15 protein-coding genes are annotated in these 20,392 nt (G+C 34.1%); 12 read left to right on the forward strand and 3 right to left on the reverse strand.

The features are described from left to right. The first annotated feature begins 84 nt into the window (after positions 1 to 84). The 6 genes from K6T82_RS09090 (at position 85) to K6T82_RS09115 (ending at position 9,992) form a co-directional block, all read left to right on the forward strand. On the forward strand, positions 85 to 999 hold the full coding sequence (locus K6T82_RS09090) for an EamA family transporter (protein WP_223705612.1): 915 nt from the start codon (positions 85 to 87) through the stop codon (positions 997 to 999). A gap of 310 nt (positions 1,000 to 1,309) precedes the next feature. After that, positions 1,310 to 3,574 carry an acyl-CoA dehydrogenase family protein gene (locus K6T82_RS09095; RefSeq protein WP_223705613.1) on the forward strand — a complete coding sequence of 755 codons (2,265 nt, stop codon included), beginning with the start codon at positions 1,310 to 1,312 and terminating at the stop codon, positions 3,572 to 3,574. Between the two features lie 252 nt (positions 3,575 to 3,826). Further along, the gene (locus tag K6T82_RS09100) at positions 3,827 to 5,437 is read left to right on the forward strand and encodes a DUF6377 domain-containing protein (RefSeq protein WP_223705614.1); all 1,611 of its coding nucleotides are present in this window, start codon (positions 3,827 to 3,829) and stop codon (positions 5,435 to 5,437) included. Positions 5,438 to 5,642: 205 nt separating this feature from the next. Then, positions 5,643 to 7,859, forward strand: a complete 2,217-nt coding sequence (locus K6T82_RS09105; RefSeq protein ID WP_223705615.1) for a glycoside hydrolase family 3 C-terminal domain-containing protein — start codon at positions 5,643 to 5,645, stop codon at positions 7,857 to 7,859. A 284-nt stretch (positions 7,860 to 8,143) separates the two neighbouring features. Continuing rightward, complete coding sequence (locus K6T82_RS09110) at positions 8,144 to 8,791, forward strand: DUF1349 domain-containing protein (RefSeq protein ID WP_223705616.1); 648 nt, start codon at positions 8,144 to 8,146, stop codon at positions 8,789 to 8,791. A gap of 73 nt (positions 8,792 to 8,864) precedes the next feature. Continuing rightward, entirely contained in the window at positions 8,865 to 9,992 is a 1,128-nt protein-coding gene (locus K6T82_RS09115; RefSeq protein WP_223705617.1) for an acyltransferase family protein, read from the forward strand. A 144-nt stretch (positions 9,993 to 10,136) separates the two neighbouring features. Here K6T82_RS09115 and K6T82_RS09120 read toward each other — a convergent pair whose 3' ends face one another. Together K6T82_RS09120 and K6T82_RS09125 are read right to left on the reverse strand one after the other, a co-directional pair. After that, positions 10,137 to 11,243 carry an NADH:flavin oxidoreductase gene (locus tag K6T82_RS09120; RefSeq protein ID WP_223705618.1) on the reverse strand — a complete coding sequence of 369 codons (1,107 nt, stop codon included), beginning with the start codon at positions 11,241 to 11,243 and terminating at the stop codon, positions 10,137 to 10,139. 7 nt (positions 11,244 to 11,250) lie between these two features. Continuing rightward, the gene (locus K6T82_RS09125) at positions 11,251 to 11,553 is read right to left on the reverse strand and encodes an ArsR/SmtB family transcription factor (RefSeq protein WP_091496855.1); all 303 of its coding nucleotides are present in this window, start codon (positions 11,551 to 11,553) and stop codon (positions 11,251 to 11,253) included. Between the two features lie 312 nt (positions 11,554 to 11,865). Between K6T82_RS09125 and K6T82_RS09130 the strand changes: the two genes are divergently transcribed. Continuing rightward, positions 11,866 to 12,360, forward strand: a complete 495-nt coding sequence (locus tag K6T82_RS09130; RefSeq protein WP_223705619.1) for a TlpA family protein disulfide reductase — start codon at positions 11,866 to 11,868, stop codon at positions 12,358 to 12,360. Positions 12,361 to 12,575: 215 nt separating this feature from the next. On the opposite strand, the gene K6T82_RS09135 is transcribed toward K6T82_RS09130, so the two are convergent. Then, entirely contained in the window at positions 12,576 to 12,956 is a 381-nt protein-coding gene (locus tag K6T82_RS09135; protein WP_223705620.1) for a hypothetical protein, read from the reverse strand. Between the two features lie 212 nt (positions 12,957 to 13,168). On the opposite strand from K6T82_RS09135, the gene galA reads away from it, so the two are divergent. The 5 genes from galA (at position 13,169) to K6T82_RS09160 (ending at position 20,317) form a co-directional block, all read left to right on the forward strand. Further along, the gene (galA, locus tag K6T82_RS09140) at positions 13,169 to 15,991 is read left to right on the forward strand and encodes a beta-galactosidase GalA (RefSeq protein WP_223705621.1); all 2,823 of its coding nucleotides are present in this window, start codon (positions 13,169 to 13,171) and stop codon (positions 15,989 to 15,991) included. A gap of 368 nt (positions 15,992 to 16,359) precedes the next feature. Next, positions 16,360 to 17,229 (forward strand): helix-turn-helix domain-containing protein, encoded by an 870-nt coding sequence (locus K6T82_RS09145; RefSeq protein WP_223705622.1) that lies wholly within the window; start codon positions 16,360 to 16,362, stop codon positions 17,227 to 17,229. Positions 17,230 to 17,520: 291 nt separating this feature from the next. Beyond that, positions 17,521 to 17,928 (forward strand): cupin domain-containing protein, encoded by a 408-nt coding sequence (locus tag K6T82_RS09150; protein ID WP_223705623.1) that lies wholly within the window; start codon positions 17,521 to 17,523, stop codon positions 17,926 to 17,928. A gap of 202 nt (positions 17,929 to 18,130) precedes the next feature. Then, positions 18,131 to 19,183 carry an NAD(P)-dependent alcohol dehydrogenase gene (locus K6T82_RS09155; protein WP_223705624.1) on the forward strand — a complete coding sequence of 351 codons (1,053 nt, stop codon included), beginning with the start codon at positions 18,131 to 18,133 and terminating at the stop codon, positions 19,181 to 19,183. Between the two features lie 150 nt (positions 19,184 to 19,333). Then, on the forward strand, positions 19,334 to 20,317 hold the full coding sequence (locus tag K6T82_RS09160; RefSeq protein ID WP_223705625.1) for an aldo/keto reductase: 984 nt from the start codon (positions 19,334 to 19,336) through the stop codon (positions 20,315 to 20,317). Positions 20,318 to 20,392: the final 75 nt, after the last annotated feature.

Below are 20,392 nucleotides of genomic sequence, written 5' to 3' on the forward strand. Positions count from 1 at the left end.
ATTTACAAAAACTGTATCTGTATTGCTGTTTTATTTTTTAGAAATTTGCTTCATCAAAAGAAAATAATTCAAAAAACAATTTTTGTGAAAACAACAAAGTACTATATCGCGGCGATTTCTGCCTTTGTTACATGGGGACTTTTCAGTTTGGTTTTAAAACCAATACATGAATATCCGTCGTTAGATATTTTATTTTTTCGTGTTTTCAGTTGTGCCGTTTTAATGCTTTTGATTGCTTTTTTATTTAAAAGAAAACAAATAAAAGAAACCATTGAAATTTTTAGAGGTTTATCAAAATCAGAAAAAAGAAAATCTATTCTCTTGAACATTGGTGGAAGCGCATTTTTGATGGGAAATTGGTTTACCTTCATTTATGTTGTCAATCACGTTAGCGTAAAAGCGGCTTCTTTAGCTTATTTGGTTTGCCCGATTTTAACAACTTTATTGGCTTATTTTATCTCGAAAGAAAAACTGCTGAAAACACAATGGCTTTCTGTAGGATTAAGTATTTCCGGTTGTGTATTGCTTTCTTACAGCGATATAATGGATATGTTTTTCAGCATAATTATTGGCTTAACCTATGCTGCTTATTTGGTAAGTCAGCGTGCCAATAAAGGGTTTGACAAGTTTATCGTTTTGACATTTCATATTACATTGGCTGCTTTGTGTTTATTACCATTTTACCCAGCTTATGGAGGACCGGTTCCAACGGAATTTAAATTCTATTTCTGTATCGAAACAATCGCAATCCTGTTTACAATTGTACCGCTTTTCCTGAATTTGTACGCACTTTCCGGAATCAATTCTTCGACAGTTGGAATGTTATTAAACATTAATCCGATGATTGCATTCGGATTGGCAGCCTTTGTTTTTAAAGAAAATATTACGCCTTTACAAATTACAGCATACGGAATTATTTTTGCTGCAGTGTTAGTTTTTAATTCACATCATATTTTTGTCATAAAGCAAAAAATGACCTCAATATCCAAGGGTTCTTAATTCTTAGTTTTCATATTTTTTATTGGTTTAAAATCGAAAATTATCAGAATCTTAACAGGATGTTTAAACAGGAATGAGTATTTTTCATTCCTGTTTTTTTATGCAGTAAAATGAATAAAGCCGCAGATTGCACAGATTAAAGGGATTAATTTCTTTGTAAAAAAATGTTGCCACGAATTACACAGATTTTCACGAATTAAAATTTATGCAGAATTAAAATTTGTGAAAATTTGTGTAATTCGTGGCAAAAAAACTTTTTAATCAATTTAATCTGTGGCTATAAAAACTAATACAAACCGAATCTATTGATATGAAAAATACCAAACTTCAAGCCTTTACTCCGTTGTTTTATTTAGTGTGGTCTGATGATTTATTGACACAGAAAGAATTTGCCACTTTAAAAGAGTTTATAAATTCTCTAAACGTTTTATCTGAAGAAGAAAAAGAATATTTACTTTCTAAAGTAGATATTTCAAATCCGCCTTCGCGAAATGAACTCACACAATGGAAGTTGGATATTGAAAAAAGTATTCAGGACAAATCTTCAATCAAGTCGATTTTTGATATTGCAAAGGCGCTTTCAGGATCAGATTTGGATTTATCTCCAATTGAATCAGATTTCAAAAAACTAGAAAATGATTTAGGAATTTTAGGCGAAGAAGCCCTTCAGAACTTCAAAACCAAAGCAGGTTCTTTTACAGCAGATTCTCATACAAATGCCAGTTTTGACATTCAGAAAATCACACAAATTTTAGATGGGAAAGAAGCAGCGATAATCAAAAGAGTAAAATCAGTAATTTCTAGACCTGAATTTGTTTACGAAACCTCTACAGATATCAATGTTTTCAGAGAAACCGTTTATAATTGGTGTAAAATTCTAGCTGATGAAAATCTGGGAAGTATGGCGTATCCGAAAGAATACGGCGGTGGAGGAAACGTAGAAGATTATTTCGCCATTATGGAAACTTTGAGTTATCACGATTTGAGTCTAGTAATCAAATTTGGTGTTCAGTTTGGACTATGGGGAATGAGTGTTCAGTCTTTAGGAACTGAAAAACATTATGCTAAGTATTTAAAAGATATTGGTTCGCTGAAACTTCCGGGATGTTTTGCAATGACAGAAACGCATCACGGATCAAACGTAAAAGGTTTGGAAACAACAGCAACTTACAATCATAACGATCAGACTTTTACCATTCATACACCAAATAAAAATGCCCAAAAAGAATATATTGGAAATGCCGCTGTTCACGGACAAAAAGCAACTGTTTTTGCAAAATTAGTTATTGACGGTCATGATTACGGTGTAAACGCTTTTGTGGTTCCGCTTCGTGATCCAAACGGAAATGTGGCGAAAGGAGTTACAATTGGCGATTGTGGTCATAAAATGGGATTGAATGGAGTTGATAACGGAACTATTAGTTTTGATAATGTAGTGATTCCGAAAGAAGATATGTTGGATCGATTTGCTTCTGTAAATGATAAAGGAGAATTTGAAAGCCCGATTCCGAGTGACAACAGACGATTTTTTACCATGTTAGGAACTTTGGTAGGAGGAAGAATCGGAATCCCGCGTTCGGCTTTAGCGGCAGCCAAATCTGGATTAACAATTGCCATTCGCTACAGCGATCAAAGAAGACAATTTGGACCAGAAGGAGGTTCTGAAGTTCCTATTTTAAATTACAGAATGCATCAACGTAGATTGTTGCCGCATTTAGCTAAAACGTATGCAGTTCATTTTGCGCTTCAATATTTAACGAATAGATTTTTAAACAGAACCGAAGTCGAAATGCAGGAAATTGAAGCTTTGGCAGCAGGAATGAAATCGTATTCTACTTGGAGTACGAGAGATATTTTGCAAGAATGCAGAGAAGCATGCGGAGGAAAAGGATATTTGTCTGAAAACAGAATCGATGCGTTGAAAAATGATACTGAAATCTACACCACTTTTGAAGGAGATAATACTGTTTTGATGCAATTAGTGGCTAAAAACCGTTTGGCTGAATTCAGAAAAGCATTTGGAGAAATGGGTTCGTTAGGAATTATAAATTATGTATATGAAAATGCAAAAACGGCTATTGCAGAAAAGAATCCAATTGCAACCAGAAGAACAGATGATGAACATCTATTGGACGGAGAATTTCATTTGCAAGCATTTGTTCACAGAGAAAAAACAATTTTGGCATCAGCTGCAAGACGTATCAAAAAATTAATAGATGGAGGATTGGAACCTTATGATGCGTTTAATGTTGTTCAACACCAAATGATTGATGTGGCGCAAGCGTATTTGGAACGAATAGTTTTAGAGCAATTTCAAATTGCAGTAAACGCTATCGAAGACGAATCATCAAAAGCAATTTTAACGAAACTGAATCAATTGTACGCACTTTCACAAATCGAAAAAAATAAAGCCTGGTATTTAGAAGATGGTTATATGGAGGCGGTAAAAACCAAAGCAGTTCGTAAAATAGTTAATCAGCTTTGTTGGGATATTCGTCCAGATGCTGTCGCTTTGGTGAACGCTTTTGATATTCCAGAAAGCTGTTTAGCAGCACCTATTGCAGCGCATATTTAATTTAAAGTATATTTTTTGAATGAATGATTTCGGTTTATAATTCTGCTTTAGAAATATAAATTGAAATCATTTTTTTTATCGCATTATTATCGTGTGATTGTATTTTTGATTTCAAAAGAAGAAACCACCCCATATTTAGTACATTTTAACCATATTTAAATAATTCGTTTTTTCTATTTTCGCTTTGTTATATTTGTAATTCCTTTATATTAAATTGTCTTGAAAAAATATTACTTAATTCTGATTCTTATTATGATAAATTTTCCAATTTTCGCACTGGAAAATACAGATGTTATTTTAAAAGAATTAAATGAGGCAATCAAAAACAAACAACAATACGTAAAGATAAAAGAGGAACGAATTCTCAATTTTAAAAAGATAAAATCGGATAATCTTACGAAGGAGCAGGAGTATAATTACAATAAAACATTATATCTAGAGTATCAAAAGCTTAATTCGGATTCGGCAATTCAATATGTAAAAAAGAATTTAAAAATTGCTGAAGAACTTCAAAATAATGAACTTCTCAATTTGGCAAAATTACAACTGGTAACACTTTATTCTTCCTCTGGAAAATATCGTGAATCGGAAGCTATTTTGAAAAGCATTAATAAAAAGCAATTAGAACCTTCTTTACTTCCAAATTACTACGTTTCTTATCGTGAATTTTTTGAGCACTACGCGGCCAATAGTTATAGTATAGAATACAGAAAACAAATAGGAAGATATCGTGATTCGTTATTAACCATTTTAAATCCGAATACTTTAGATTATCAAATTAATAGAATTCAGCAGGATATTTTTAACAGGAAGTTTGATAAGCCTAAAAAACAATTACTTGCTTTATTAGTAAAAACAAAAGAGGAAAATCCGCAATATGCTATGATAACCTATTTGTTGGGCAAAATTGCAGAAGCTACAAAGGATTTAGAATCAAGAAAGAAATATTACGCACTTTCTGCAACATCGGATATAAAAAACGCCAATAAAGACAATGCTTCCTTGCAAGAACTAGCTTTGGTTTTTTATGAAATAGGTGATGTTGACATGGCTTACAAGTTAACGCAATCGGCAATTGAAGATGCTTTGTATTGCAATGTTCAGTTTCGTACATTATTGATGTCAGAAGTGTATTCTATCATTAATACCGTTTATCAGGAACGAGAAGCACAACGAAAAAGCGAATTGCAGATTTACTTGCTTTGCATCAGTTTGCTTTCTCTCTTTTTGCTTGTTGCGATAATTTATGTCTACAAACAAATGAAAAAGGTTTCGAGAATTCGAACAGAATTGTACGAAACAAGTCAGAAATTAGCAGAATTAAATAAAGATATTACCGAAACCAACAGCCAACTTCAGGAAAGCAACCTGCAATTGTCTGAATCTAATTTGGTTAAAGAGGAGTATATTGCTCATTTCTTCAATCTTTGTTCCACTTATATCAATAAGTTGGAGAATTACCGTATCATTTTAAATAAAAAAGCAACAGCAAAGCAGTTTGATGAAATTTATAAAATATTAAAATCAACTACTTTAGTAGATAATGAGTTGGAAGAATTGTATAAGAATTTTGATATCATCTTTTTAAATTTATATCCAACATTCGTTAAAGATTTCAATGCCTTATTAATTCCAGAGGAACAAATCGTTTTAAAGCAAAATGAATTGTTGAACACAGAGCTTAGAATTTTTGCTTTAATCAGACTCGGAATTACAGACAGTGTTAAGATTGCGGCATTTTTACGTTACTCTTTGAGTACAATTTACAATTACCGTACAAGAGCTCGAAATAAAGCTGCTGTTTCAAGAAATGATTTCGAAGAAATGGTCATGAAAATCGGTATAATGGCTTTGAAAGCGTAAATATTTATTTTAAATCTACTACTTTTTATGATGTAGTTTTTGTTTTAAATATTTGTAAATCAATATTTTAATTTTTTAAACCACTACTTTTTTCTATCTAAAATTATAACTTGTACGATAACGTTTTAGTTTTACAATATGATAGAAAAAGTTTTTATATAAGACTTTTAAATATTATCTAACCTAATGCTTAATTATTACTGTTATGTTAAAAAACGTTAAAACATTTGTTGTTTTACTTTTACTAAGTTCTTTGGGAATGAATGCCCAAAACAAAGTTCCAGTTTATCTAGATGATAAAAAACCGATTGAAGAGCGTGTAGAAGATGCGCTGAAACGAATGACTACCGATGAGAAAATTGCTATGATTCATGCGCAGTCTAAATTTAGTTCTCCAGGTGTAAAACGCCTTGGAATTCCAGAAAACTGGATGACCGATGGACCACACGGAATTCGTACAGAGGTAAAATGGGACGAATGGGATCAAGCAGGATGGACAAACGATTCTTGTATCGCTTTTCCTGCGCTTACAGCACTTTCATCTACATGGAACAAAGAATTGTCTTCTTTATATGGTAAATCTATTGGAGAAGAAGCGCGTTTTCGTAACAAAAATGTATTATTAGGACCAGGTGTCAATATTTATAGAAGTCCATTAAACGGTCGTAACTTCGAATATATGGGAGAAGATCCGTTTTTGACTTCAAAAATGGTAGTTCCGTATATTAAAGGTGTTCAAGCCAATGGAGTTGCTGCCTGCGTAAAACACTTCGCATTAAACAATCAAGAAACAAACCGTAACTCAGTTAACGTAATTGTTGACGATCGTGCATTATACGAAATTTATCTTCCTGCTTTTAAAGCTGCAGTTCAAGAAGGTGATGTTTGGTCAATTATGGGAGCTTACAACAAATACAAAGGACAGCAATGTTGCCACAATGAATATTTGTTAAATGATATTCTTCGTGGAGAATGGGGTTTCAAAGGAGTTGTAGTTTCAGATTGGGGAGGAGTTAACGATACGAAACAAGCTATTCACAATGGTTTGGATATGGAATTCGGATCTTGGACAAATGGACTTTCTTGGGGAACAAGTAATGCTTATGATAACTATTACTTAGCAAAACCATATTCTGAAATGATCAGAAAAGGAGAAATTGGAACAAAAGAATTAGACGAAAAAGTACGTCGTATTCTACGTTTGTCTTTCTTGACAACAATGGACAGAAATCGTCCTTTTGGATCTTTTGGAACTGAAGAACACGCTTTAGCAGGTCGTAAAATTGCAGAAGAAGGAATTGTTTTATTGCAAAACAACAACAATATTTTGCCAATCAATCTTTCTAAAACTAAAAAGATTGCAGTTATTGGAGAAAACGCTATCAAAATGATGACAGTTGGTGGAGGAAGTTCTTCGCTTAAAGCAAGATACGAAATCACACCGCTTGAAGGTTTAAAGAAAAGAATCGGAAACCAAGCTGAAATTGTTTACGCAAGAGGTTATGTTGGAGATCCAACAAGTAATTACAATGGAGTTGTAGCTAAAGTAAGTTTAGAAGAAAAACGTCCGCAAGCTGAATTAACTGCAGAGGCTTTAAAAGTTGCTAAAGAAGCAGATATCGTTCTTTTTATTGGAGGTTTGAACAAAAGCGAAAATCAAGATGACGAAGGGCACGATCGTAAACATTTAGAATTGCCTTACGGACAAGATAAATTAATAAGCGAATTAGCGAAAGTAAATAAAAACATTGTTTTCGTAAATATTTCTGGAAATGCAGTTGCAATGCCATGGATTAAAGAAGTTCCTGGAGTTGTTCAAGGATGGTTTTTAGGAACAGAAGCGGGAACTGCATTAGCAAATGTTTTGGTTGGAGATGTGAATCCATCAGGAAAATTATCTTTCACTTTCCCAGTAAAATTAGCAGATAACGGAGCTCACGCTTTAGGAGAATTCCCAGGTGGAGACGAAGTAAAATACAACGAAGGAATTTTTGTTGGATACCGTTGGGTTGACAAAAACAAAATCAAACCTTTATTTTCTTTTGGTCACGGATTAAGTTATACAACTTTTGGCTACGGAAAAGTAACTGCAGATAAAAAACAAATGAATGCCGGAGATAAGATTACATTCTCAGTTAACGTAAAAAATACAGGAAGTAGAGAAGGATCTGAAGTAGTACAATTGTACATTACAGATTCAAAATCTTCTTTACCACGTCCGGTAAAAGAACTAAAAGGTTTTGAGAAAATAGCGCTTAAAGCTGGAGAAGAAAAAACAGTAACCTTTACAATCGACAAAACGGCGTTAAGTTTCTTCGACGATAAAAAACATGACTGGGTTGCAGAACCTGGTGATTTCGAAGCCATTATTGGTGCTTCATCTACAGATATAAAATCTAAAGTGAATTTCTCACTTAAATAAGTTTTTATTTCTAAAATTGGTTGGTTTGTAAAGCTGCAAGTGTAAAAATTTGCAGCTTTGCTTTTGATTAAAATTTACCATTAAAATAGATATTAATTTTACCATTAAGACATTAAGTTTCATTAAGAAAGCCTTGCATTTTTGAACGGTCTAGGATAAGATTCATTAAGCCAAACTGAATATTTATAAAGAGAAGCTTTGTTTTCTTAAGTATTTCTTCAATTAGATTTATGAAGTCTGACTTAATTCTCTTAATATCTTAATGGTGAAAAAAAATAAACGACATGAAAAAAATTACACTCGCACTTTTGACTTTATTTTTTGCGAAGAATGTTTCAGCGCAGAGTTTGAATAAAATGCAATGGTTTAATGAACCTGAAAAATGGGAAATTAAAAACAATGCATTGATTATGAATGTTACGGCAAATAGCGATTACTGGAGAATTTCTCATTACGGTTTTACAGTAGACGATGCGCCTTTTTACTACGCTAATTACGGGGGAGAATTTGAAGCAAAAGTAAAATTGACAGGAAACTACATTGCTCGTTTTGACCAAATGGGATTAATGATTCGTATTGACGAAAAGAATTACATCAAAACAGGAGTGGAGTTTGTTGATGGAAAATTTAATGTAAGTACCGTTGTAACACACGATAAAAGCGATTGGAGTGTAACAACTCTCGAAAAAGTACCACCTTTTATCTGGATTAAAGCCGTGCGACGATTAGATGCCGTTGAAATTTTCTATTCTTTCGATGATAAAAACTACATCATGACCAGAAATGCGCCTTTACAAGATAATACTCCAGTTATGGTGGGCTTAATGGCTGCTTCTCCAGACGGAAAAGGCTTCGAAGCTAAATTCGAAAACTTCTCCGTAAAACATCTTCCAGACCAAAGAAGAGCAGAATGGCTGAAAAATCACCAATAATAATTGTTAATTATTAATAAGCAATCAACCATCAACTGTCAACCAAAAACTACCAACTCTTAAAAATAACCACATGAATATTAAACCAAAAAAACATTACGAAATACTGGACGGATTACGTGGAGTTGCTGCTATTCTAGTAGTTGCATTTCACATTTTTGAAGCTTTTGCTGGCGGAAGCCGTTTTAAGCAAATCATCAATCACGGATATCTTGCGGTTGATTTCTTTTTCCTTTTATCTGGATTTGTTGTCGCTTACGCATATGACGACCGCTGGGAAAAAATGACGCAATGGGAGTTTTACAAACGTCGTTTAATTCGTTTACAGCCAATGGTAATTATGGGAATGATCATAGGAGCCATATTTTATTATTTCCAAGCTTCAGATGTATTGTTTCCAATGATTGGAGGAATGGAAGTTTGGAAAGTCATTTTAACCATGATAATTGGATTTACTTTATTGCCAATTCCACCTTCATTAGACATTAGAGGCTGGGCAGAAATGCATCCTTTGAATGGTCCGGCATGGTCACTTTTCTTCGAATATATTGCAAATATCTTGTATGCCTTAATCTTTCGTAAATTTTCGAACAAAGTCATGTCGGTTTTTGTACTGATATTTGCTGGACTGTTAATTAACTATACCGTTTTTGGTCCAAAAGGAGACGTAATCGGCGGATGGTCATTCAATTTAGAACAATTGAATGTTGGCTTTACTAGATTATTATTTCCGTTTTTTGCCGGAGTTTTATTATGCCGTTTAGGGAAATTAATTCACGTAAAAAATGCGTTCTGGATCTGCAGTATTTTAATCACGATTGTTTTAGCATTACCAAGATTTGGAGATGAAAACAGCCTTTGGATGAATGGTATTTACGAGTCAATCTGTATTATTTTCATCTTTCCTCTTATTGTTGCCATTGGTGCAGGAGGAGAGATTAAAAATGAAACGTCTCTTAAAATCTGTAAAGCTTTAGGCGATATTTCATATCCAATTTATATCACTCATTATCCGTTAATTTATTGGTTTACAGCTTGGGTTGTAGACAATAAAGTTTCAATGAAAGACGGATACATGGAAGGAATTGGAGTTTTAATAGCGAGTATTATTATGGCTTTTGTATGTTTGAAATTATACGACGAACCAGTTAGAAAGTGGCTTGTAAGGAAGTTTCAAAATAAAAAGCCAATATCGGCATAAAGAGTTTTTTAGAGTTTGTAATTTTTGTTAGTTACAAATACAGAAAGGGATAAACAATTAAGTTTATCCCTTTCGTATTTATACTTGATTTACAAAGGAAACTTTGTTCCTTTGAACCTCTGTTACTTTGTATCTAAAAAAAACTTATTCCAAAACCAATTGACCTAAAGCTTCTTTAGTGAAACCTTTCAATTCATCTGTTTTTCCAGCTTTGATTTTAGCAACCCAATTTGGATCTGATAAAAGAGGTCTTCCAACAGCAACCAAATCAAAATCGCCTCTTTCGAAACGTCTGTTTAATTCTTCTAAAGAAGTTGGTTCAGAACTTTCTCCAGCAAATGCACCAAAGAAATCACCAGAAAGTCCAACAGAACCAACCGTAATAGTTGGTGCTCCCGTTACTTTTTTAGCCCATCCTGCAAAGTTTAAATCAGAACCTTCAAATTCTGGTTCCCAGAAACGACGTTGTGAAGCGTGAATAATATCAACACCAGCATCAACAAGAGGAGTAAGCCAAGCTTCTAATTCTTGCGGATTTTTAGCTAGTTTATAATTGTAATCAGATGGTTTAAATTGAGAAAAACGCATGATTACAGCGAAGTCATTTCCAACTTGTTTTCTCACTTCTTTAATTACTTCAATAGCAAAACGATTACGTTCAGGAAGAGTTTTTCCTCCGTAGATATCTTCACGTAAATTCGTTTCAGCTCTAAAGAATTGATCAATTAGGTAACCGTGTGCACCGTGAAGTTCGATAGTATCAAAACCTAATCTTTTAGCATCAGCGGCAGCTTTACCAAAAGCAAGAATAGTATCTTCAATATCTTTTTCAGTCATGGCAACACCATTTCTAAAATCAGGACGGTTTAATCCAGACGGACCTTCAAATGGAACAGGAGGAACCCATCCAGAGTGGTGGTTATCCATAATTCCCATATGCCAGATCTGCGGTCCCATTTTTCCGCCCGCAGCATGAACTTCATCAATTACTTTTTTCCATCCGTCTAAAGCTAAATCTCCGTGAAAGTGAGGAACATTAGCATCATTAGATGATGAAGGTCTGTCAATAACAGTTCCTTCAGATAAAATTAATCCAACTTCGCCTTCAGCTCTTTTTTGGTAGTAAGCTGCGACTTCATCAGTTGGAACTCCGTTAGGAGAAAAAGAGCGCGTCATTGGCGCCATTACGATTCGGTTTTTCAGATTTAACGACTTTAAGTTAAATTCAGAAAACAGGTTGTTTGTACTCATAGTAATTTTACAAATTAGATTGAATTAATTTACTAAGTGCTTCAAAGGCACCTTCGTTACGTTTATAATAAGTCCATTGCCCAACACGTTTGGCTTCGATAAAGCCGGCGCGCTGTAAAATAGACAGGTATTCGGATACTGTAGATTGTGTCAAACCAGCTTTGGCCTGAATCTGCCCAACACAGACTCCGTGCTCAAATCCAGCATGTTCAAGCTGTCCCGGAAAGTTAATTTCAGGTTCTTTTAGCCATTCCAGCATTTGTAATCTGGATTTATTGGATAATGCTTTAAAAATTTCGATCGTTTCCATAGTACAAAGATATCGACTTTTCCCGATATACCAATTAAGGGAGAAATATTTAGGATAATTTTATGATTGGAATAATGAAAAGCTAGCTGTTTTATGAAAGAAAATTTATATTTGCTTTTATAGAATAATCTCGCAAAGTCGCGAAGTCGCAAAGTTTTTAATGAGTTGCCTCCAGCTTTAGATGGAGGTTTAAAAAAGAATAAAAGAGGAAGGCTTTAGCCGAATAAATCAAACTTAAAAACAAAACTTAGCGACTCTGCGACTTTGCGAGAGATAATTTTCAGCCCCACAATCTAAATAATAAATTTAATCATGAAGAAAACTTTACTCATTGTAGCATTTGTATGTTGCATAATTACCAGTTCTAAAGCACAAGTTGTAGGTGTAGATGTTGGAGACATTGCTCCAGAAATAGATCTTCCAAATACAAAAGGAGAAAAAATAGCACTTTCTTCTTTACGAGGTTCATTGGTTTTGGTTGATTTTTGGGCTTCTTGGTGCGGACCTTGCATTAAAGAACAGCCATTATTAATCAAATTGCACAATGCTTATCCAGACAAATTATCGATTTATAGCGTTTCTATGGATACCAAAAAGCCATTATGGACAGGAGCGATTGCAAAGGGAAAATTACCTTGGATAAACGTTAGTGACTTAAAATATTGGCAATCACCAGCTGTTGCAGATTATAAGCTGCAATCTGTTCCGTTGAATTTTTTAATAGACAAAAACGGAATTATTTTAGCAAAAAACATTCATGGAAAGGCTTTGGAAGCCAAGGTTAAAGAGCTTTTAGAACTACAATAAATTTTCTCTAACCGCAAAGGCGCTAAGAATTACGCCAAGCACGCAATTTTTTAATGAATCTCGCAAAGTCGCAGAGTCGCAAAGAATTATAAACTTTGCGACTCTGCGACTTTGCGAGCATATTTCTTTAAAAAAAAACTTTGCGAACCTTGCGTAATTCTTAGCGCTCTTTGCGGTTACAAAAAAAAAGCCCAATCGGGCTTTTAATTCTTTTTCTAAGACTCTTTAATTACTTTTTTAACACCTCCAAAACTCGTTTTCAGCATTTCTCTAATCTGAAACTGCGTCTTGTTTGCTGCTGCGTTTTTCCAATCTTTGAGATCATAAATATGAATTTGATCTGCATACGGATTAGTTAAAAATGAAATTCGTGAAATCGTATATTTATAATATTTCAGTTCGTGAGAAACATGTCGATTTGGAACCACGATTAATATGTTTTCCCAATTCAAAAAGTCCTTCGGAACATCTTTTCTTTCTAATAATCCTAAAGATTCAAAAAAAGCCGTAATCTTCTGATCATTAAGCTTGCTAATCTTATGATCAAGGTTTTTAAAAGTACTCTGGAGTCTATTTTCGTTAATAATAGTACTCATAGTGCAATTGCTTTTTTATGATTTTTATATAAAATTACATCAAAAGAAAATCATTTTTGAATCTAAAGCCATTAGATTCATTCTAAATTTTAAAACCCTCTGTAGAAGCATTTATATTGAATGAATTATCATATTTTGATAAAATACTATTAATCTTTTTTCTTTAAAAACCTTATTTTTATCGCTATTTGATTTTACTAACAACCAAACCTATGAAAACCACATTTTTTCTGAGAACCATTCTTTGTTTTTTAATTCTATTTTCAATTTCTGTTTTTGCACAAAATAAAGCAGGAAGAGAATCAATATTAATCGATAAAGATTGGCGGTTTTCATTTGGTCATTTATACGATACCAAAAAAGATTTTGGCCACGCAGAAGGCTATTTCTCCTATTTAACCAAAACAGGATTTGGCGATGGACCAGCTGCAAAAGATTTTGATGATCGCGCTTGGAGAAAATTAGACTTGCCACACGATTGGGCAGTCGAACAGCCTTTTAGCGAAAACGCAAGTTTCAGCCACGGATTTAAAGCTGCGGGCAAAAACTTTCCAGAAAAAAGCATTGGTTGGTACAGAAAGAAAATAACGATTCCGAATGAAGATTTGGGAAAGATTATTTCGCTGAAGTTTGATGGTGTTTTTAGAAATTCAAAAGTTTTTTTCAACGGATTTTATTTAGGAACGGAAGAAAGCGGTTATAATGGTTTCGAGTATGATGTATCAGCTTACGTCAATTATGGTGGAGAAAATACAATAGTTGTTCGTGTTGATGCTTCGATGGAAGAAGGCTGGTTTTATGAAGGAGCAGGGATTTATAGACATGTGTATTTAAAGAAAATGAATCCGATTCATGTCGTTCAAAATGGAACTTATGTTACTTCAGAAATTGTAAATGATAACGCATTAATTACAGCAGAAGTTAAACTTGAAAATAAAGGCTATTTTAAAGGAAATGTAGAAATAAACCAAACTATTTTGGACGCTTCTGGAAAACAAGTTGCCACAAATTCTGAAAATGTTTCGGCTCCAGAATTCTACAAAACAAATACTTATGCATCAAAATTAAATGTCAAAAATCCGCTTTTGTGGGATATTGATTCTCCAAATTTGTATCAGTTAATTACAGAAATAAAAAGCGAAGGAAAAGTCATTGACAGTTATACAACTTCATTTGGAATCAGAACCATAAAATTTGATCCAGAAAATGGTTTTTTCCTTAACGGAAAGCACGTAAAACTAAAAGGAACCAACAATCATCAAGATCACGCTGGAATTGGAACGGCACTTCCCGATGAAATTCAGTATTACAGAATCGCAAAACTGAAAGAAATGGGTTCCAATGCTTATCGTTGTTCGCATCATCCGCCAACGCCAGAATTATTAGATGCTTGTGATAAATTAGGAATGCTGGTTATTGATGAAACCCGTTTAATGGGAATTAACGATTATCATTTGAATGATTTACAACGAATGATGGAGCGTGACCGCAATCATCCGAGTATTTTCTGTTGGTCGGTTGGAAACGAAGAATGGCAAATTGAAGGCGGCATTACAGGCGAAAGAATTACCAATATCATGCAGGATTTCAGCAAAAGCATCGATCCGACAAGATCTGTAACAGTTGGAATCAGTAGCGGATTTAAAAGTGGAATATCGAACGTAGTCGAAATCATGGGGTATAATTATTTAGGAAACGGAGATATTGATGCACATAGAAATCAGTTTAAGCAGCAGCCTGGAATGGGAACCGAAGAAGGTTCGACTTTTGCAACTCGAGGAATTTATTTTACAGATGATGCCAAACATTATCAAAGTGCTTACGACAAAAAACCACGCCCAACTTTTTATAGTATTGAAGAAGGCTGGAAATTTTACGCCGAAAGACCTTATTTAGCCGGAATGTTTATCTGGACAGGTTTCGATTATCGTGGAGAACCAACGCCTTATGGCTGGCCGTCTGTAACTTCTTATTTCGGAATGATGGACGTTTGCGGTTTTCCAAAAGACAATGTTTTTTACTTAAAATCTTGGTGGGGAAAAGAACCTGTTCTTCATTTATTACCTCATTGGAATTGGAACGGAATGGAAGGCAAAGAAATAGACGTTTGGGCGTATTCGAATTGTGATGAAGTAGAACTTTTTCTCAACAAGAAAAGTTTAGGAAAAAAGAAAATGGAGCAAAACGGACATTTAGAATGGAAAGTAAAGTATGCTCCAGGAACTTTGGAAGCCATTGGTTATAAAAACGGTAAAAAAGCACTTTCTGATATTCAAAAAACCACGGGAAAAGCAGAAAACATCAAATTGTCATTAGATAAAGAAAATGTTTTAAAAGGAAATGTTTCTGTTGTAACGGTTGAAACTACTGATAAAAATGGTATACATGTTCCAACAGCAAACGATGAAATCACGTTTTCAATTAAAGGCGGAAAAATTTTAGGAGTTGGAAATGGTGATCCAACTTCTCTAGAAAGCGATCAATTTATTGATGACATAACGCTTGTTGCTATAAATAATTTTAAGGAACAAAAAGTGACAAATGGGACTCTACCTCAGAATTTGCCAAATTATTTGGAAAAAGAATGGACAGAAGCTTTTAAAGATCGTGACTACAAAAAACAAGCGCCATCTTATATTTACAAAGGAGAATTTGATTTAAAAAACAATTCGGCTACAAATATGGTGAGCTTCTTTTATAAAAAAATAGGAGTAGAAACAGTGGTTTTTGTCAATGGAAGTAAAGTGGAACCAAGTAAAGAAGATGCTCAAAAATATATTTTGAATGCTTCTATTTTGAAAGAAGGAAAAAATACAATTCACATTGCGACAACACCTTTGCAAAAAATAAAAGATTGGGATGTAATGAACACCGATCCCGGAGTTATTCAAGTCATTACACCAGCAGAATCTTGGAAAAGAAAACTCTTTAATGGTTATGCACAAATCATTATTCAAAAAGATGAAAATGCAAAAGAAGTGGTTTTATCTGCTTCCGCGAAGGGATTAAAGAATGGTGTGATTGTGGTCAAGTAGTTTTTAACCGCAAAGAGCGCTAAGAATTACGCAAAGTTCGCAAGTTTTAAAAAAAAATATAAATGAATTGCATCCGGCTTTAGCTGGATGTACAAATGCGAAATTATTCAGGGCTTTAGCCAAATAGTTCTTAGTTTGGCTAAAGCCTTTTCTTTGTTTCAAATCTTATACCTCCAGTTAAAACTGGAGGCAACTCAAAAAAACTTCGCGTCTCAGCGACTTTGCAAGCATTTTCTCTTTAAAAAAAGACTTAGCCAACTTAGCGAAAAACTTAGCGCTCTTTGCGGTTAAACAAGCAAACGTTAAACTTCAAACCTGAAACAAAAAATTAACAAAAGAATAATGTTTGATTTTCATAACTTTGCAGAATGAATAATCAAACAGAAACTCAGAATTGCGATTTCACTTCAGATTTGAAGATGAAAGGTTTTAAAGTCTATCCTATAAATGGAGATTTCAGTAAAGTTCCCGTTTACAGCCGAAGAGATTTTTATAAAATCTGTATCAATACCAGCAAAAGCATCATACAGTACGCTGACCGCGGAATAGAAACCGACGGTACAATTCTGTTTTTCGGTAATCCGATTATTCCATATTCATGGGAAACGGTTTCGGAGAAATATGAAGGTTATGCCTGTGTGTTTACAGAAGAGTTTTTTAAAACCAAAGACCGATCAGAAACACTTCACGAATCGCCTTTGTTTAAAATAGGAGGAACGCCAATTTTTACTTTAAACGCTGAACAAAAGGTTTTTATCGATTCATTATTCCAAAAAATGATTCAAGAATATGAGACCGATTACGCATTCAAAGACGATTTAATGCGCAGTTACGTCAACTTGATTATTCATGAATCGATGAAAATGCAGCCTTCGGAGAATTTTTTCAAACATAAAAATGCCTCTTCTAGAATTACTTCCTTGTTTTTAGAATTATTAGAAAGACAATTTCCTATTGAGACCAAAAATCAGCCTTTAGCTTTAAAAACGCCTCAAGATTATGCACAAAGTCTTTCTGTACACGTAAATCATTTAAATCGTTCGGTAAAAGAAATTACAGGAAGACCAACGACTGCACATATTACAGATAGAGTCATCAACGAAGCAAAAGCTTTATTACAGCACACAGATTGGAGTATTTCGGATATTGGTTATTCACTTGGATTTGAATATCCGAGTTATTTCAATAATTACTTCAAAAGACTTACCGGAACGGTTCCAAAATCGCTTCGAATGTAAATTGTTTCAATTTCTTAATTTTTTGTTTGAATATTGTTATTTCCCAACATTAGTATTGCACTACATTTGTCCCGAAATAAACAACAAATCATTGTATCAGTTTTTAAAAGACTAAATATTACTTCACAAAAGCGATTTCCTGCTTTCCTGTTTGGTTTTAAATTTTGATCAAAAAAATATTTAAATTTTAAAGTATTAATTCAAATGTAATCTCCTTTTAAAAAGAGATTCGATGTTTTGATTGTTTCAATAACTTTTAAAATAAATTATTAACCTAAAAACAACGAAATTATGTCGACACTTTTCACTGCCGTAACCGAAGAAGGTAAAATTCCAAATACTTATATGACAGGTGAAGTGTCATATAAGAAACAGACCAGCGAAATTCACCCTGAAAATACTGTGATCAAAGATGTTTCTTTTGAACCAGGCGCAAGAAGCAATTGGCACAGTAACACTAGTCTGCAATTAATCATTGTAACAAATGGAGTTGGGTATTACCAAGAAAGAGGCGGGCAAATCAACCTTATCGAAAAAGGAAAAGTAATCACCGTTTTACCAGGTGTAGAGCATTGGTATGGAGCAACGCCAGAAGCGAAATACTCGCATATTTCTATTAGTACAGAAGTAGACAAAGGTCATGGAGTATGGTTAGAAAGCGTAACCGATGAAGAGTATTATTCTTTCGAAAGAGACTAATATTCTAAGTTGCTGAGATTCTAAGATTTTTTCTCGCAGACTTTACTGATTCGTAACAAATTTTATTTTTTGATTAGAAGAAAATAATCGAAATTTATATAACTATTTGTATATCAATACGAATCAGAAGGATTTTTATGCCGATTTCTTAACGGTTTTAAACTTCAAACCTGAAACAAAACAAAAAAACAAACTATAAATTATGGAAACAAAAAGTATTAAAGCCTTTGGTACAGAAGCTGCCGAAGCACCTTTACAAACCTTAAATATTAAAAGAAGAGAAGTACAAGCACACGACGTAGAGATCGAAATTTTATATTGTGGAATCTGTCACTCAGACTTGCACTCAGCTAGAAACGAATGGCACGGTACCATTTATCCGATTGTTCCGGGGCATGAAATTGTAGGACGTATAACAAAAGTTGGTGATCACGTAAAAGGTTTTAAAGTTGGAGATTTAGCAGGAGTTGGCTGTATGGTTGATTCTTGTAGAGAATGTGAACATTGCAAAAATGATTTAGAGCAATTTTGCGACGAAGGAAACATTCAGACCTTTAATTCGCCAGACAAACATTTAGGAGGACAAACTTTTGGAGGTTATTCTCAAAGTATTGTGGTTGATGAAGGATTTGTATTGCACATTTCAGATAAATTAGAACTTTCAGCTGTTGCGCCTTTATTATGCGCAGGAATTACAACTTATTCTCCATTAAAACACTGGAAAGTTGGTCCTGGTCAAAAAGTGGGAATTGTAGGTATTGGTGGTCTTGGACACATGGGAATCAAAATAGCAAAAGCTATGGGAGCTCATGTAGTAGTTTTTACAACATCTTTATCTAAAACAGAAGATGCAAAACGTCTTGGAGCAGATGAGGTTGTATTATCTACAGACGAAGCTCAAATGGCAGCACACGCTAGAAGTTTAAACTTCATTTTAGACTGCGTTTCTGCTGAACATAATATTGATGCTTACTTAAACTTGCTAAAAGTAGACGGAACATTAACTTTGGTTGGGGCACCAATGGATCCGCTTCCTGTAACTTCTTTTAGCTTGATTTTAGGAAGAAGAAGTTTCTCAGGATCTCTTATTGGAGGAATTGCCGAAACTCAAGAAATGCTTGATTTCTGTGCAGAACACAATATCACATCAGACGTAGAAGTTATTGGTGTTAATGATGTAAATGATGCCTACGAAAGATTATTAAAAGGAGATGTTAAATATCGTTTTGTAATTGATATGGAGTCTTTGAAATAAGATACTAAGTTACTAAGGTTCTAAGATGCTAAGTTTTTTACGCTTAGGATCTTTGTCTTAAATTACAAAAAAATCAAGATGCTAAGATTTAGGATACTAAGAGAAAACTTAGCATCTTAGAATCTTAGCATCTTAGAAACTTAAAAAAAAATGCATACACGTAAACTAGGAAATAACGGCTTAGAAGTCTCATCATTAGGACTTGGCTGCATGGGAATGAGTTTTGGTTATGGACCAGCTCATGATAAAAAAGAAATGATTAGTTTGTTGCGTTCGGCTTACGAAAAAGGAATTACCTTTTTTGATACAGCAGAATGTTATGGACCGTTTTTGAACGAAGAATTATTGGGAGAAGCATTATCGCCTTTTCGCGATAAAGTTGTAATTGCAACGAAATTCGGCTTTTTAGAAGGTGATTCAAAAAAAGGATTAGACAGCCGTCCAGAATGGATTAGAAAAAGCGTTGAAGGTTCGTTAAAAAGATTAAACACCGAGGTAATCGATTTGTATTACCAGCATCGTGTAGATCCGAATGTACCTATCGAAGACGTTGCGGGAACTATCAAAGATTTAATTCAAGAAGGAAAAGTAAAACATTTTGGACTTTCAGAAGCTGGTGTAGAAAGTATTCGTCGCGCACACGCGGTTCAGCCTGTGACTGCACTTCAGAGCGAATATTCACTTTGGTGGAGAACTCCAGAAGAAGAAATTTTTCCAGTATTAGAAGAATTAGGAATTGGTTTTGTGCCTTTTAGTCCGCTTGGAAGAGGTTTCCTAACTGCTAAAATCGATGAAAACACACAATTCGACAGCACTGATTTTAGAAATACTTTACCACGTTTTACACCAGAAGCAAGAAAAGTAAATCAAGCTTTAGTCGATTTGTTATCGAAAATTGCAGCAGAAAAGGGAGCAACAAACGCACAAGTAGCGCTAGCTTGGATTTTGGCTCAAAAACCTTGGATTGCACCAATTCCAGGAACAACAAAACTACCTCGTTTGGAAGAAAATCTTGGCGCAGTAGATTTAAAACTTTCAGCACAAGATCTGGCAGAAATTGAAAATGCCGCTTCAAAAATTAAAATTGAAGGTTCAAGATATCCAGAACATCTACAAAAAACGGTCGGGAAATAAGGAGATAAGATACTAAGTTTCTAAGTTTCTAAGATGCTGAGATACTGAGTTTTTAAGTAAAACTTAGCATCTCAG

The organism is Flavobacterium potami (assembly GCF_020026915.1).
Taxonomy (GTDB): Bacteria; Bacteroidota; Bacteroidia; order Flavobacteriales; family Flavobacteriaceae; genus Flavobacterium; species Flavobacterium potami.

What these genes read in the sequence shown, in the direction of transcription:
- K6T82_RS09125 (WP_091496855.1), bottom strand. Translation starts at nt 11,553, where the DNA reads ATGGAAACGATCGAAATTTTTAAAGCATTATCCAATAAATCCAGATTA.
- K6T82_RS09160 (WP_223705625.1), top strand. Translation starts at nt 19,334, where the DNA reads ATGCATACACGTAAACTAGGAAATAACGGCTTAGAAGTCTCATCATTA.
- galA (WP_223705621.1), top strand. Translation starts at nt 13,169, where the DNA reads ATGAAAACCACATTTTTTCTGAGAACCATTCTTTGTTTTTTAATTCTA.
- K6T82_RS09155 (WP_223705624.1), top strand. Translation starts at nt 18,131, where the DNA reads ATGGAAACAAAAAGTATTAAAGCCTTTGGTACAGAAGCTGCCGAAGCA.
- K6T82_RS09145 (WP_223705622.1), top strand. Translation starts at nt 16,360, where the DNA reads ATGAATAATCAAACAGAAACTCAGAATTGCGATTTCACTTCAGATTTG.
- K6T82_RS09120 (WP_223705618.1), bottom strand. Translation starts at nt 11,243, where the DNA reads ATGAGTACAAACAACCTGTTTTCTGAATTTAACTTAAAGTCGTTAAAT.
- K6T82_RS09130 (WP_223705619.1), top strand. Translation starts at nt 11,866, where the DNA reads ATGAAGAAAACTTTACTCATTGTAGCATTTGTATGTTGCATAATTACC.
- K6T82_RS09135 (WP_223705620.1), bottom strand. Translation starts at nt 12,956, where the DNA reads ATGAGTACTATTATTAACGAAAATAGACTCCAGAGTACTTTTAAAAAC.
- K6T82_RS09095 (WP_223705613.1), top strand. Translation starts at nt 1,310, where the DNA reads ATGAAAAATACCAAACTTCAAGCCTTTACTCCGTTGTTTTATTTAGTG.
- K6T82_RS09115 (WP_223705617.1), top strand. Translation starts at nt 8,865, where the DNA reads ATGAATATTAAACCAAAAAAACATTACGAAATACTGGACGGATTACGT.
- K6T82_RS09150 (WP_223705623.1), top strand. Translation starts at nt 17,521, where the DNA reads ATGTCGACACTTTTCACTGCCGTAACCGAAGAAGGTAAAATTCCAAAT.
- K6T82_RS09105 (WP_223705615.1), top strand. Translation starts at nt 5,643, where the DNA reads ATGTTAAAAAACGTTAAAACATTTGTTGTTTTACTTTTACTAAGTTCT.
- K6T82_RS09100 (WP_223705614.1), top strand. Translation starts at nt 3,827, where the DNA reads ATGATAAATTTTCCAATTTTCGCACTGGAAAATACAGATGTTATTTTA.
- K6T82_RS09110 (WP_223705616.1), top strand. Translation starts at nt 8,144, where the DNA reads ATGAAAAAAATTACACTCGCACTTTTGACTTTATTTTTTGCGAAGAAT.